This is a genomic window from Comamonas sp. BIGb0152 (genome assembly GCF_024809975.1).
Lineage (GTDB): Bacteria > Pseudomonadota > Gammaproteobacteria > Burkholderiales > Burkholderiaceae_C > Comamonas.
Genome location: NZ_JANUDY010000002.1, coordinates 369836 through 382687, shown reverse-complemented (window position 1 = coordinate 382687; position 12852 = coordinate 369836). Strand labels below are relative to the sequence as shown.

The following is a 12852-nucleotide window of genomic DNA, read 5'->3' as shown; positions in this document are numbered from 1 at the left end:
GGTTAACACCGATCCTCTGCAGCCCCAATAAATTGGATACTGAATACATAAATACAAATCCAGTCAAAAAATACACCAGAAATTTAGGCATTGTTCTTGCATATAGCTGTTTTTATTCGTTCATTGGTATTTTCTGTATACAAGGAGTGGGTATGAAGTTCTTGATTCGCCGCCGTGCTGCCGCCGTCGCCTCCCTGCTGGTGGCTCTGCTGCCTGTGTCTTATGCGCAGGCCCAGGGGCCCCACAAAATACGCTACGAGGAGGTGGTGCGCTCCGTGCTTTATGTTCCCATGTATGTGGGCATCCAAAAGGGGATGTTCAAGGACGTCGGCATCGAGATGAGCATGAAAACCTCGCAAGGCACCGACAAGGGCATGGCCGCCCTGCTCTCGGGCAGCGCCGATATTGTGCTGATTGGCCCCGAGGCATCGATCTATGTGGCCAACAGCGAATCACCCGTCAAGCCCGTGGTGTTTGCCGGGCTCACCGCCACCGATGGCTTTTTGCTGATGGGCCGCAAACCCGAGCCAAATTTTGACTGGAGCAAGCTCAAAGGCAGCAAGATCATGTCCTTCCGCCCGGGCTCCAACCCCGACATCTTTTTGGAAGCAGCCTTGCGCAAAAAGGGCCTGGACCCGAAGAAAGACCTCACGCTGGTCAGCAACATCGGCCCGGCCGCGCGCACCGGCGCCTGGCTGGCCGGGCAAAACGACTACGCCACCTTTCTGGAGCCCGAGGCCAGCACCTTGGAGAAACAAGGCAAGGCCTTCACCTTGGGCGCTGTGGGCAAAGAGGTGGGCATGGTCGACTACACCGTGTTCACCACCACCGATGCCTACCTGAAGAAAAACCGCCCCGCCGTACAAGCCTGGACCCAGGCGGTGGCCAAGGCCCAGCAGTACACCGCTGCCGCACCGGCGGGCGAGCTGGCCGATCTGGTGGGCAGTTATTTCACCGGCTTGAACAAGGCCGAGCTGGTCAGCGCCATTGAGCGCTACCAACAACTGCAGCTGTGGAAGAAAACGCCGATGGTCGAGAAGCAGGCCATGGACCAGCTCCAGGACATGCTGGTGCAAGGCGGCGTGCTGGAGGCTGGCAAAAAAGTCGACTACGCCCGCTTTGTCGACATGGGCCTGGTGCAGAACCTGGCGCAGAAGTAAGGAGCAGCCCATGAACCACCCCTACCGCGTCCATGTCGACAACGTCTCGCTGCGCTACTTCACACCCCAGGGCGAAACCCAGGCGCTGCAGAACATCAACCTCTCGGTCAAGGCCGGCGAGTTCATCAGCCTGATCGGCCAATCGGGCTGCGGCAAAAGCACCTTGCTGTCCATCCTGGCGGGCATTTTGCCGCCGTCCAGCGGCACGGTGCTGGTCGATGGCCAGACCATCGTCGGGCCCAACCCCCGCATTGGCTACATGCTGCAGCAGGACTACCTGTTCGAGTGGCGCACCATTTTGGAGAACACCTTGCTGGGTGCCCAGATCCAGAACAAGGATCTGGCAGCCGCAGAAAAGCGCGCCACGCAACTGCTGCACAAATGCGGCATGGGCGACTACCTGCACCACTACCCGCGCCAATTGTCGGGCGGCATGCGCCAGCGCGTGGCCCTGGCCCGCACCTTGGTCACCAACCCGGATGTGGTGCTGCTCGACGAGCCCTTCTCGGCGCTCGACTCGCAAACCCGCTTGTCGATTGCCGATGAGGTGGTCGATGTGCTGCGCGATGAGGGCAAATCGGTGATCCTGGTCACGCACGATATTGGCGAGGCCATTGCGATGACCGACCGCGTCATCGTGCTCTCGCGCCGCCCAGGCCGCATCAAATCGGTGCACCACATGGCCTTTCCGTCGCAAGGCGGCAAGCGGCCCACGCCTTTCCAGGCCAGGGGTTGCCCCGAATTCAACGAGTATTTCAATGTGCTGTGGGACGAGATCGATGCCCACGTGGAAGGCTAAGCATGAGCAGCGTGATGAACACCACCAACACGGCAGCCCCGGCCGCAGCCGATACCCGCAGCCCTGAATACCGCCAGTGGCTGGCCCAGATCCAGCGCCGCAAACGCCTGGTTGCCCTCAGCCGCGCAGGCCTCTTGCTGGCCTTTTTGCTGGTCTGGGAGCTGCTGGCGCGCAGCCATATCCTCAACCCCATGCTCACCAGCTACCCCTCTGCCGTGCTGCCCACCCTGGTCGATCTGGCCCGTAACGGGGATCTGCTGGGCCATACCTGGGTCACCTTCAAGGCCACGGTGATCGGCTTTGTCATCAGCATGCTGTTGGGCATTGGCATGGCAGCGATGCTGTGGTGGAGCAGCTTTCTGAAAAAGGTGCTCGACCCCTTCCTGGTGATCGCCAATGCCATGCCCAAGATTGCCTTTGTGCCCATCTTCTACATCTGGCTGGGCTCGGAAAACTCGGTCTACGGCATGGCAGTGGCCATCTCGCTGTTCATCACCATCATGGTGGTCTACGAAGGTTTTCAGGCCATCGATCCCAACAAGATCAAGCTGGCCACCACCTTGGGCGCCAGCAAGGCCCAGGTGATGAAGTATGTGGTGTTCCCGGGCAGCGTGCCCGCCGTGATTGCCGCGATCAAGATGAACATCGGCCTGTCCTTGATCGGCGTGATCGTTGGGGAGTTCCAGTCCTCCAGCGCCGGCCTGGGTTTTTTGATCGTCAACGGCAGCCAGGTGTTCAAACTCAATGTGGTGATGGCCTCCATCGTCGTGCTGGCCCTGCTGTCAGCCGTGATGTACATGGCGGTCACCCGCCTGGAGAGAAGCGTGCAGCACCGCTACGCCTGAGCTATTCCGCCCCTCACAAGAAAAGACCCCCATGCAATTTGAACCCTGGATTGAAGAACGCGTGCTGGCACGCCAAGGGGTGCTACACCCTTATGACACGCTGGACGCCGCGACCACCGCCTTTGTCGTCGTGGATCTGCAGAACTACTACACCCAGCCGGGCTACCAAGGCGAATGCGCGCCCGCCCGCGCCATCTTTGACAAGGTCAACCAGCTGGCTGCCGCGCTGCGTGCCCAAGGTGGCAAGGTCATATGGATAAAGACCAGCGCCGATGGCGCCGACCAGTTCTGGTCCCACCACCACCGCCATATGCTGACGCCCGAGCGCAGTGCGCGCAGGCTGCTGGAGCTGGGCAGCGGCCATGCCGGCTTTGCGATGCCGCCCGCACTCGATGTACAAGCGGACGATCTCACGGTCGTCAAACGCTGCTACAGCGCGCTGGCCCCCGGCGCCTCGGACCTGGATGCCGTCCTCAAAGCCCATGGCGTGCGCACCGTGCTGGTGGGTGGCACCGTCACCAATGTCTGCTGCGAATCCACTGCGCGCGACGCGATGATGCTGGACTACGCCACCGTCATGGTCGACGACGCACTGGCCGCCGTCACCCCGCATGAGCATGTCAACAGCCTCAACAACTGGATGCTGTTCTTTGGCGATGTGCTGACGGTAGACGAGGTGGTTGAGCGCCTGGTTTGACAATGACAAAGCGGCCACGCTGCACAGAGCAGCGTGACCGCTTTGTCGCGTCACCTTTACTGCTGCAGCTGCTGCCAGACCTTGTCGAGCCGCTTGCTGCTGACCGGGTAAGGCGTGCGCAGCTCCTGGGCAAAAAAGCTCACCCGCAGCTCTTCGAGCATCCAGCGGTACTCCTGCATGCGCGCATCCACCTGGCCCTTGCGCTCGGCCACCAGGCGCCAGTAGCGCTGCTCCAGCGGCTGCAGCTCCTTCAACTTGGCGGCATCGCGGGCCGGGTCGGCCCGGTACTTGTCGAGGCGCGCGGTGATCGCTTTCAAGTAACGGGCATAGTGGCCCAGCTGGGCCCAGGGCGCAATGGCGATAAAGTTCTTGGGCACCAGTTTTTGCAGCTGCTGCTGGGCGTCGGCCGTGGCCTCAGGCGCGTTCTTGGTGTCCTTGATCTTGCGCACCGCCGCCATGTACTCCTGCAGCACACTGCCCGCCATGCGCGCCACCTCGTTGGCAATCAGGGTCAGGCGCCCGCGCCCGTCTTGCACCCGCTGCTTGAACTGCTCGGCATCGGCAGGCAGCGGTTCTTGCAGAAAGGCGCGGTCAATCGCTACATTGATGATCTGCTCGCGCAGCTCTTCCTGCGTGCCCAGCGGCATATAGCCCACCGCCATCTTCTGCAGGTCGGGAATGTTCTTCTCCAGGTACTTGAGCGCATCGCGGATCTGCAGCGCAAACAAGCGCCGCAGGCCCAGCGCATGGCGGCTGGCTGCCACCTCGGGCTCATCAAACACCTCGATACCGACCCCCGTGCCATGGTCGATCAGGGCCGGAAAGCCGATCAGGGTCTGCTTGCCCTGCTTGATCTCCATCAGCTCGGGCAGCGCGCCAAAGCTCCAATCGGTCCAGCGCTGGTCGGCCGCATGGGCAGGCGTTTTGGCCGTGCTTGGGGTGGCAGCGCTGTCTGCAGCCGCAGCGGCAGTCGCCTTGCCGCCTGGCTTGCCGGGCGCTGCAGCCTGGGGCACCGGTACAGCGGGGGCCTGCGCCTCCGAAGCCAGCTTGAGCCCTGCCAAGGCCTGGAAGGCACCGCGCGCCTTGGCGCCCCATTGCGCCTTCAAGGCGCCCAGGTTGCGGCCCTGGCCCAGCTGGCGGCCATGCTCATCGCTGATGCGGAAGTTCATGAACAAATGCGGGCTGAGCATGTCGAGCTTGAAGTCTGCCCGCTTGATGTCCAGCGAGGTCTCGTCGCGCGCCTGCTTGAGCAGCACCTCCACCAGGCTGCCAGCGCCAAAGCGCTCGGCGCTGCCTAGCAAGTCGGCCAGGCGCTGGGCGTTCTCGGCCAGAGGCACAAAACGGCTACGCGGGCGCTGGGGTAGGCTTTTGAGCAAGGCCTGGATCTTGTCCTTGAGCATGCCCGGCACCAGCCATTCAGCACGCTCCTCGCTCACCTGGTTGAGCACAAACAGCGGCACATCCACGGTCACGCCGTCGCGCGGATCGCCCGGTTGGTGCAGGTAGGTGGCCGTGCAATCCACCCCACCCATCTTCATGGTCTTGGGGAAGGCGGCCGTGGTGATGCCGGCCGCCTCATGGCGCATCAGCTCGTCGCGCGAGAGGCGCAGCAGATCGGGGTTGTGTGCGCTCTCGTCCTTGACCCAGCGCTCCAGCGCGCGGCCGGTGCAAATATCTTGCGGAATCTGCTGGTCGTAGAACGCATAGATCAGCGCATCATCCACCAGCACGTCCTGGCGGCGGCTCTTGTGCTCCAGCTCCTCAACCTTGGCGATCAGCTTCTGGTTGGCCTGCAAAAACGGCAGGCGCGTCTCCCAGTCGCCTTCGACCAGCGCCTGGCGGATAAAGATATCGCGCGCGCCCTGCGGGTCGATCTTGCCGTAGCTGATGCGGCGCTGGCTGTAGACCACCAGGCCATACAGGGTAGCGCGCTCATAGGCGGCCACCTCGCCCTGCTTTTTCTCCCAATGCGGGTCCAGCAACTGCTTGCGCAGCAGATGTGCGCCCACCTGTTCCAGCCACTGGGGCTCGATGGCAGCAATGCCCCGGCCGTAGAGCCGTGAGGTCTCGACCAGCTCGGCCGCCACAATCCAGCGGCCCGGCTTTTTGGACAGATGCGCGCCCGGGTGCGGATGGAAACGGATACCACGCGCACCCAGGTAGCCATCGCCCTCCTCGGTCTTGAAACCCAGATTGCCCAGCAGGCCCGAGAGCATGGACAGGTGCACGGCCTCGTAGCCAGCGGGCTCCACATTCATGGGCCAGCGCTGTTCCTTGACCACCGTCAGCAGCTGCGAATGGATGTCGCGCCACTCGCGCACGCGGCGGATATTGATGAAGTTCTGGCGCAGCAGCTGCTCCCACTGGCGGTTGCTCAGCTTATGGCTGGCCTCGTCCAGCACCACGCTGTCCTGGGGCGTAAACGCCGCCAATGGCGCTGCGGTATCGATCGCAGCGGTGGCACCTGTGCTGCGCTGGGCCACCGGCAAAAAGGCGGCATTGCGCCCCAGCGCCTGGCCCTTGGCGGGTGCCGACTGCAGGGCCATGTCCTTGCGGGTCTTGGCCACCACCTTGCCGCCACGCGCATCCTGCAGCCATTTCCACAGCCGCAGGTAGCCGCTGAACTCGCTTTTTTCGTCGTCAAACTTGGCATGCTGCTGGTCGGCCTGCTGCTGGGCTTCCAGCGGGCGGTCGCGCACATCCTGCACGCTCAGCGCCGAGGCGATCACCAGCACCTCGGCCAGTGCGCCGCGCTCGCGGGCCTCGACAATCATGCGCGCCACACGCGGATCCAGCGGCAGGCGCGACAGGGCCTGGCCCATGGGCAGCAGCACGCCTTGTTCGTCAACGGCACCCAGCTCGGCCAAAAGCTGGTAGCCGTCGGCAATGGCGCGGCCGGAGGGCGCTTCCAGAAATGGGAAGTTCACCACATCGCCCAGATGCAGCGACTTCATGCGCAGGATGACGCCTGCCAGCGACGAGCGCAGGATTTCCGGATCGGTAAAGGGGCTGCGCGACTGGAAATCGGCCTCGTCATAGAGGCGAATACAGATACCGTTGGCCACCCGGCCGCAGCGGCCAGCACGCTGGTTAGCCGCCGCCTGGCTGACGGGTTCGACCAGCAGCTGCTCGACCTTGCTGCGGAAGGAATAGCGCTTGACCCGGGCCGTGCCCGCATCAATCACATAGCGGATGCCGGGTACGGTGAGCGAGGTTTCAGCCACGTTGGTGGCCAGCACAATGCGCCGGCCGGTATGGCCTTCAAAGATGCGGTCCTGCTCGGCCTGCGACAGGCGCGAAAACAGCGGCAGTACCTCGGCATTGCGCAGCACCGGCGAATGCTGCAGGTGCTTGCGCAAATGGTCCGCCGCCTCGCGGATCTCGCGCTCGCCGGGCAGAAAAATCAAAATATCGCCGCCAGCCCCACCCGTCCAGAGCTCATCGACACCATCGGCAATCGCATCGTTGAGGTCGTAGTCCTTGGCGTCTTCAAAGGGACGGTAGCGCATCTCCACCGGGAAGGTGCGGCCCGAGACCATGATCACCGGCGCGGGGCCTTGCGGGCCCGCAAAGTGCTTGGCAAAGCGGTCGGCATCGATGGTGGCCGAGGTCACCACTACCTTCAGATCAGGCCGTTTGGGCAGGATCTGGCGCAGATAGCCCAGCAGAAAGTCAATATTGAGGCTGCGTTCATGCGCCTCGTCAATGATCAGGGTGTCGTACTGCTTGAGCAGCGGATCGGTCTGGGTCTCGGCCAGCAAGATACCGTCGGTCATCAGCTTGACCGACGCATCCTTGGACAGACGATCTTGGAAGCGCACCTTGTAGCCCACCACATCGCCCAGCGGCGTCTGCAGCTCTTCGGCAATGCGCTTGGCCACACTGCTGGCTGCAATACGCCGGGGTTGGGTGTGGCCGATCAGGTGGCCGCGCACCTCCCCCTTGTCATTGGGGGTGGCATTGACCTTGCCACGGCCCAGGGCCAGCGCAATCTTGGGCAGCTGGGTGGTTTTGCCCGATCCGGTTTCACCACAGACGATGATGACCTGGTGGCGGTCCATGGCCTCCATGATTTCTTCACGGCGGGTGGAGACTGGCAGGGATTCGGGAAACGTAATCTTGAGCGACATAGGGGCGCCATTATCCCCGCAGCAGGCGCCTGCCGGTTGCCAAGCCGCAACAACTCCTGTGCGTCAGCAGGCTTTGCCCCTCAATCGCTGCTGCCGCCCCCGCAGCTGCTACCGCTGCAGCTGGACGATCCGCCATCGCTGTCCGCGCTGCTGCTGGCGCTTTCCGCCTCGCTGCTATGGCCATGGCTGCCGCTGTCGTCACGCTGGCTGCTGTTGTCGCTGCCGGATGTACTGCTGGAGCCGCTATCGCTGCTGTTGCCCACTGCCGCTGTGCTCAGCGCAAATGCCGCAGCCCATTGGCCCAGCAGCTCCGGCGGGTAGAGCCAGCCATCGTCGATCGCGGCAGCCGCATCCAGCGCAAACAGCAGCGGTATGCCGCCCAGCAGCGCCCCGACCATGTAGCGACGGGTATGCATGGCCGCATTCCAGCTGGGCTGCATGCGCGCTGCCTGGCTTTGGGACCCGGCTTCTGAAGCGGTCTGCGCAGGCAGGTGGTGGAACATGCCCCCGAAGGCGCTGTGGCAAAACCGCTGGTAGCGCCGCGTATCCAGAATAAAGGCATGCCAAAGCACATCCGCCAGGCGCGATGGCATGGGCAGCTGCGCGCGCGGTGCCAGCCAATGCATGATGAAAAACTGGCGCAGCGCTTCCTCGGCTTGCCGGAGTGTGGCCTCTGGCAACTGCGGATAGGCCTGCCACAATGCCCGGCGGTAAGCCGCATCCCAGCGGTACTGCTGCAAAAAGCGCAGTTGCCGGCGTTTGCGCACCACCCGCCAGCCTAGCAGCGCCAAGCCCAGCGCGATGAGGCTGCCGACGATGGGGAGCATCATGGATGCCCTAGGCCAAGACCAAGGGCGGCGACGCTGCCATCAGGCCTTGGGCGTGGGCACATCAATGGCCTCCCCGATGGCATAGAAATGGCCGCCGGCCACATAGTGCAAGGTGCGCAGCTCCTGCGGGGCGGTTTCAAAATGCCAGTGGCCGTCGCGGAACACCCGGTCATCGGCCCAGGCAGCGGTGACTTCGCCGATGAACAGGTCGTAGCTTTGCTGGTTGTGGGGCTCGGGCACCAAACGGCATTCCAGCCAGGCGGCGCAACCCGCCACCAGGGGCGTCTGCTGGCCGGGGGCATCAAACAACTGCACGCCAGACTGTGCCAACTTGCCCGGCTGCTGCAGCGCGCTGGTGGTGCCCAGCTCCACGGTCAAGGCCGCCAAGGGCACGGTGGGCAGCTGCAACGCAAAACGGCCACTGGCCTCTACCAGCGCGCGGGTGCGGGTGGCCTTGTCCAGCACCACGGTCACCTTGGGCGGCGTAAAGTCCAACGCGCAGGCCCAGGCGGCGGCCATCACATTGCGCGCACCGCCATGCGCGGCGGACACCAGCACCGTGGGCCCGTGGTTGAGCAGGCGGTAGGCTTTTTCAAGCGCTACGGGCTGGAAATGGGGGTCAGTGCTGCCAGAGATCAGGTCCATAGGGGCGGTCTGCAAATACAAAATGCCTCCATTGTGCATGGCCTGGCACGGCGCTGGCCGCGCTGCATCAATCGATGCGGATCTGGGCGGCCTTGACCACCCGCGCCCATTTGTCGATCTCGGACTGCAGGCGCTGCGCCATCTCCTGGGGCGTACCCGGGTCGGCCTCGGCACCTGCCACATACAGGCGCTGGCGCACTTCCTGGGCGCGCATGACCTGGTTGAAATCGGCATTGATCTTGGCCACCACGTCCTTGGGCGTGCCAGCCGGGGCAAACAGCGCCGCCCAGGAATAGGCCTCGTAGCCGCTCAGGCCCTGTTCGGCAATCGTGGGCACCTCGGGCATCAGGGCCGAGCGCTTGGGGCTCGCAACGCCCAGCACCCGCACTTTGCCGCTCTTGATATGGCCAATGGCGGTGGGTGCATCGCTGAACATCATCGCCACCTGGCCGCCAAGCACATCGGTCATCGCCGGGGCGCTGCCTTTGTAGGGAATGTGCAAGAGCTTGGTGCCCGCATGCATGTTGAACAGCTCGCCAGCCAGGTGCGTGCCGCCGCCATTGCCCGACGAGGCGAAGCTGAGGTTGCTGCCGGGCTTTTTGGCCAGCGCGATCAGCTCCTGCACATTCTTGGCGGGCACATTGGGGTTGACCACGAGAAACACCGGGAACATTGCCGCAAAGCTGACCGGCACAAAGTCCTTCTGGATGTCATAGCTCAGCTTGGCATGCAGCGAGGGGTTGACCGCATGGTGGATCGCGCCCACAAACAGGCTGTAGCCATCTGCCGGTTGGCGGGAGGCCGTTTCCGCACCGATGATGCCGCCGCCACCGGCGCGGTTGTCGATAAAGGTGCTCTGGCCCCACAACTGCCCCAAGGGCGGCGCAAAGGCGCGGGCCGTCGTATCCACCGGCCCGCCCGGCGGGAAGGGCACGATGAATTTGACCTGCTTGCTAGGGAAGTCCGCCGCATGGGTAGCCCCCGAATGCAGCATGGGCAGACCTGCGCCCAGCGCCAGCAGCTGTCGGCGGTTGATAGTGGTGGTCATGCTTGTCTCCGAGCTCTTATAGGATGCAAAACCGCCATCATCGGCCCGCTGCTCGGGTTTGCCCACACCGGGCCGTTTGTGATTGCGAAACCTCCACTTCGTGCCAGCAGAAATGGACGTACCGCCACAGATGTATTTTTCCCATGACAGCTGGGGCAAATCTGCAGCCAACTGCATGCAGCCGTCTGATGTTTGTATAACAATAGCGGCAGCCGCAAACCGCCGAACTGGCGTGCTTCTAGGAAATACCCACACCACCCCCATGTCCGCTGTATTCAATTTCACCTTTGTGCCCTGGTTTCGTTCGGTGGCGCCGTATATCCACAAGTTTCGCAACCAGACTTTTGTCGTCGGCGTGACAGGTGAGGCGATTGCAGCGGGCAAGCTGCAATCGATTGCCCAGGATCTGGCCCTGATCCAGGCGCTGGGCGTGAAGATCGTGCTGGTGCATGGTTTCCGACCCCAGGTGAATGAACAGCTCGCGGCCAAGGGCCATGCGCCGCGCTATTCGCACGGCATCCGGGTGACCGACTCGGTGGCGCTCGATTGCGCACAAGAGGCGGCTGGCCAGCTGCGCTTCGAGATCGAAGCCGCCTTTAGCCAGGGCCTGCCCAACACCCCGATGGCTGGCGCCACCGTGCGCGTGATCTCTGGCAACTTTGTCACCGCCCGGCCCGTCGGCATTGTCGATGGCGTGGATTTCATGCACTCGGGCCTGGTGCGCAAGGTCGATGTGGGCGGCATCCACCGCACCTTGGACATGGGCGCCATGGTGCTGGTCTCGCCGTTTGGCTTCTCCCCCACGGGCGAGGCCTTCAACCTCAGCATGGAAGAAGTGGCCACGCGCGTGGCCATCGAGCTCAAAGCCGACAAGCTGATGTTTTTGACCGAAGTGGCCGGCATCCGCCTGAACCCGTTGGAAGCGGAAGGGGAAGACAACCCGGTCGACACCGAGCTGCCCCTGGATGTGGCGCAAAAGCTGCTCGCCCAATTGCCAGAAGCCACCCTCCCCACCGATGTGGGCTTTTACCTGCAGCATTGTGTGAAGGCCTGCAAGGAAGGCGTGGAGCGCAGCCACATTCTGCCTTTTGCGACCGATGGCGCCCTGCTGCTCGAAGTCTATGTGCACGATGGCATCGGCACCATGGTGATCGATGAGCGCCTCGAAGAACTGCGCGAGGCCAAGCCGGACGACGTGGGCGGCATTCTGCAGCTGATCGAGCCTTTCGAGAAGGACGGCACCCTGGTCAAACGCAGCCGCACCGAAATCGAGCGCGATATCTCCGCCTACACCATCATCGAACACGATGGCGTGATCTTTGGCTGCGCGGCCCTCTACCCCTACCCTGAGGCAGGCACCGCCGAGATGGCGGCGGTCACCGTATCGCCCCAAAGCCAGGGCACAGGTGACGGCGAAAAACTGCTCAAGCGCATCGAGCAGCGCGCCCGTGCCACCGGGCTCAAAAGCATTTTTGTACTCACCACCCGCACCATGCACTGGTTTCTCAAGCGCGGCTTCCAGCCCGTGGACCCGGACTGGCTGCCCGAGCAACGCAAGGCCAAGTACAACTGGAGCCGCAAGAGCCAGGTGCTGGTCAAGTACCTGTAAGCCTGCTGGGGCTTGTTCGGGCCTGCCTGCGCCGGCAAAGCCCCTGGCCCAGCTGCCCCCAGATCAGGGGCCGCGCAAAGCAAGCCTGGGCAACCCAAGACGGGGACTTCTAGCCCCAGAGCTTGACCACCTCGGCAGCCACCTGGGCCAGGGCCGCATCGCGCGCCTTGGGCTCGGCCTTGGATTCGGTCAAATAACTGGTCACCAAAATCGGTGTAGCGGCGCCCGGCGGCCAGAGCAGGCCTATGTCGTTGCGGGTACCCGGCCCCGATCCGGTCTTGTCCGCCACCTTCCAGCCCGGGGCGCCTGCACGCAGGCAGTGGTCGCCCGTGGTATTGGCCACCATCCAGCCCACCAGCTTGTCCCGGCTTGCGGGGCTCAAGGTCTTTCCCAACGTCAGCGCCCGCATGCTGGTCAGCATCGCCAAGGGGCTGGTGGTATCGCGCACATCGCCGGGTTTGGATTCACTCATCGCAGGCTCGATGCGGTCAAGGCGGGTGACTGGGTCGTTCAAGCTGCGCAGGTAGCGGGTTAAACCGGCCGGGCCGCCAACGCGCTCCAAAAGCAAGTTCGTAGCACCGTTGTCGCTGATCGTCATGATGGCGTCGCACAGCGCATCGACCGTCATCGGCGCCTTGCCGGCAAATTTTTCGGTGACGGGCGAATACTCCACCAAGGCCGATCGGTCGAACGTCACCTGCGCATCGAGCCGCTCCTGGCCCGCATCCACCCGGGACAGCACCTGGCCGGCCAGCAGCATCTTGAAGGTGCTGCACATGGGAAAGCGCTCATCCTGGCGCCAGCCCAGCGCCGCGCCCGTGACGGTGTTCAGCACCGACACCCCCAGCCGCCCGCCTACCGAGCGCTCCAGGGCCTGCATGGTCTGGGCAAACTGGCGCTGGGCTGGCGTGGCGGCCGCCGGGCCGGCCGCCCAGGCGCGGGACGAGGTGGCAATCAGGCTAGCCGCCCCCATAGTCAAGAAAAACTTTCTTCTGTACATGGCTTTCAATCCTTAAAATTAGTGGTTATCCCAGAGACAGCCGTCAATTTACCGGTATCTTCTGGCTTTGACTAACGATGAAAACCAAG

The 12852-nt window shown here is 63.4% G+C and carries 10 protein-coding genes; 5 read left to right on the top strand and 5 right to left on the bottom strand.

The genetic code is table 11. From position 1 onward, the window contains the following. Positions 1-152: 152 nt before the first annotated feature. From M2375_RS05250 to M2375_RS05235, 4 genes are read left to right on the top strand one after another with little or no spacing between them, the layout of a single operon-like run. Positions 153-1160, top strand: coding sequence for an ABC transporter substrate-binding protein (locus tag M2375_RS05250; RefSeq protein ID WP_259164390.1), 1008 nt, complete (start codon positions 153-155; stop codon positions 1158-1160). A gap of 10 nt (positions 1161-1170) precedes the next feature. Next, positions 1171-1959: an ABC transporter ATP-binding protein gene (locus tag M2375_RS05245; protein WP_259164389.1), complete on the top strand. Its 789-nt coding sequence runs from the start codon at positions 1171-1173 to the stop codon at positions 1957-1959. A gap of 2 nt (positions 1960-1961) precedes the next feature. After that, positions 1962-2804: an ABC transporter permease gene (locus M2375_RS05240; RefSeq protein WP_259164388.1), complete on the top strand. Its 843-nt coding sequence runs from the start codon at positions 1962-1964 to the stop codon at positions 2802-2804. A gap of 31 nt (positions 2805-2835) precedes the next feature. After that, positions 2836-3501, top strand: a complete 666-nt coding sequence (locus tag M2375_RS05235; protein ID WP_259164385.1) for an isochorismatase family cysteine hydrolase — start codon at positions 2836-2838, stop codon at positions 3499-3501. A gap of 56 nt (positions 3502-3557) precedes the next feature. Here the strand turns inward: M2375_RS05235 and hrpA are convergent, their stop codons facing one another. The 4 genes from hrpA to M2375_RS05215 all read right to left on the bottom strand — a co-directional run bounded on the left by hrpA (position 3558) and on the right by M2375_RS05215 (position 10154). Beyond that, complete coding sequence (gene hrpA / locus M2375_RS05230; protein WP_259164384.1) at positions 3558-7631, bottom strand: ATP-dependent RNA helicase HrpA; 4074 nt, start codon at positions 7629-7631, stop codon at positions 3558-3560. Between the two features lie 80 nt (positions 7632-7711). After that, complete coding sequence (locus tag M2375_RS05225; RefSeq protein WP_259164383.1) at positions 7712-8461, bottom strand: hypothetical protein; 750 nt, start codon at positions 8459-8461, stop codon at positions 7712-7714. A 39-nt stretch (positions 8462-8500) separates the two neighbouring features. Beyond that, the gene (locus tag M2375_RS05220; RefSeq protein ID WP_259164382.1) at positions 8501-9106 is read right to left on the bottom strand and encodes a flavin reductase family protein; all 606 of its coding nucleotides are present in this window, start codon (positions 9104-9106) and stop codon (positions 8501-8503) included. A gap of 67 nt (positions 9107-9173) precedes the next feature. Beyond that, positions 9174-10154: a tripartite tricarboxylate transporter substrate binding protein gene (locus tag M2375_RS05215; RefSeq protein WP_259164380.1), complete on the bottom strand. Its 981-nt coding sequence runs from the start codon at positions 10152-10154 to the stop codon at positions 9174-9176. A 262-nt stretch (positions 10155-10416) separates the two neighbouring features. Between M2375_RS05215 and argA the strand changes: the two genes are divergently transcribed. Continuing rightward, positions 10417-11763, top strand: coding sequence for an amino-acid N-acetyltransferase (gene argA / locus M2375_RS05210; protein ID WP_259164378.1), 1347 nt, complete (start codon positions 10417-10419; stop codon positions 11761-11763). Between the two features lie 109 nt (positions 11764-11872). On the opposite strand, the gene bla is transcribed toward argA, so the two are convergent. Next, on the bottom strand, positions 11873-12763 hold the full coding sequence (bla, locus tag M2375_RS05205) for a class A beta-lactamase (protein WP_259164377.1): 891 nt from the start codon (positions 12761-12763) through the stop codon (positions 11873-11875). Positions 12764-12852 lie beyond the last annotated feature (89 nt).

What these genes read in the sequence shown, in the direction of transcription:
- M2375_RS05250 (WP_259164390.1), top strand. Translation starts at nt 153, where the DNA reads ATGAAGTTCTTGATTCGCCGCCGTGCTGCCGCCGTCGCCTCCCTGCTG.
- M2375_RS05245 (WP_259164389.1), top strand. Translation starts at nt 1,171, where the DNA reads ATGAACCACCCCTACCGCGTCCATGTCGACAACGTCTCGCTGCGCTAC.
- M2375_RS05240 (WP_259164388.1), top strand. Translation starts at nt 1,962, where the DNA reads ATGAGCAGCGTGATGAACACCACCAACACGGCAGCCCCGGCCGCAGCC.
- M2375_RS05235 (WP_259164385.1), top strand. Translation starts at nt 2,836, where the DNA reads ATGCAATTTGAACCCTGGATTGAAGAACGCGTGCTGGCACGCCAAGGG.
- hrpA (WP_259164384.1), bottom strand. Translation starts at nt 7,631, where the DNA reads ATGTCGCTCAAGATTACGTTTCCCGAATCCCTGCCAGTCTCCACCCGC.
- M2375_RS05225 (WP_259164383.1), bottom strand. Translation starts at nt 8,461, where the DNA reads ATGATGCTCCCCATCGTCGGCAGCCTCATCGCGCTGGGCTTGGCGCTG.
- M2375_RS05220 (WP_259164382.1), bottom strand. Translation starts at nt 9,106, where the DNA reads ATGGACCTGATCTCTGGCAGCACTGACCCCCATTTCCAGCCCGTAGCG.
- M2375_RS05215 (WP_259164380.1), bottom strand. Translation starts at nt 10,154, where the DNA reads ATGACCACCACTATCAACCGCCGACAGCTGCTGGCGCTGGGCGCAGGT.
- argA (WP_259164378.1), top strand. Translation starts at nt 10,417, where the DNA reads ATGTCCGCTGTATTCAATTTCACCTTTGTGCCCTGGTTTCGTTCGGTG.
- bla (WP_259164377.1), bottom strand. Translation starts at nt 12,763, where the DNA reads ATGTACAGAAGAAAGTTTTTCTTGACTATGGGGGCGGCTAGCCTGATT.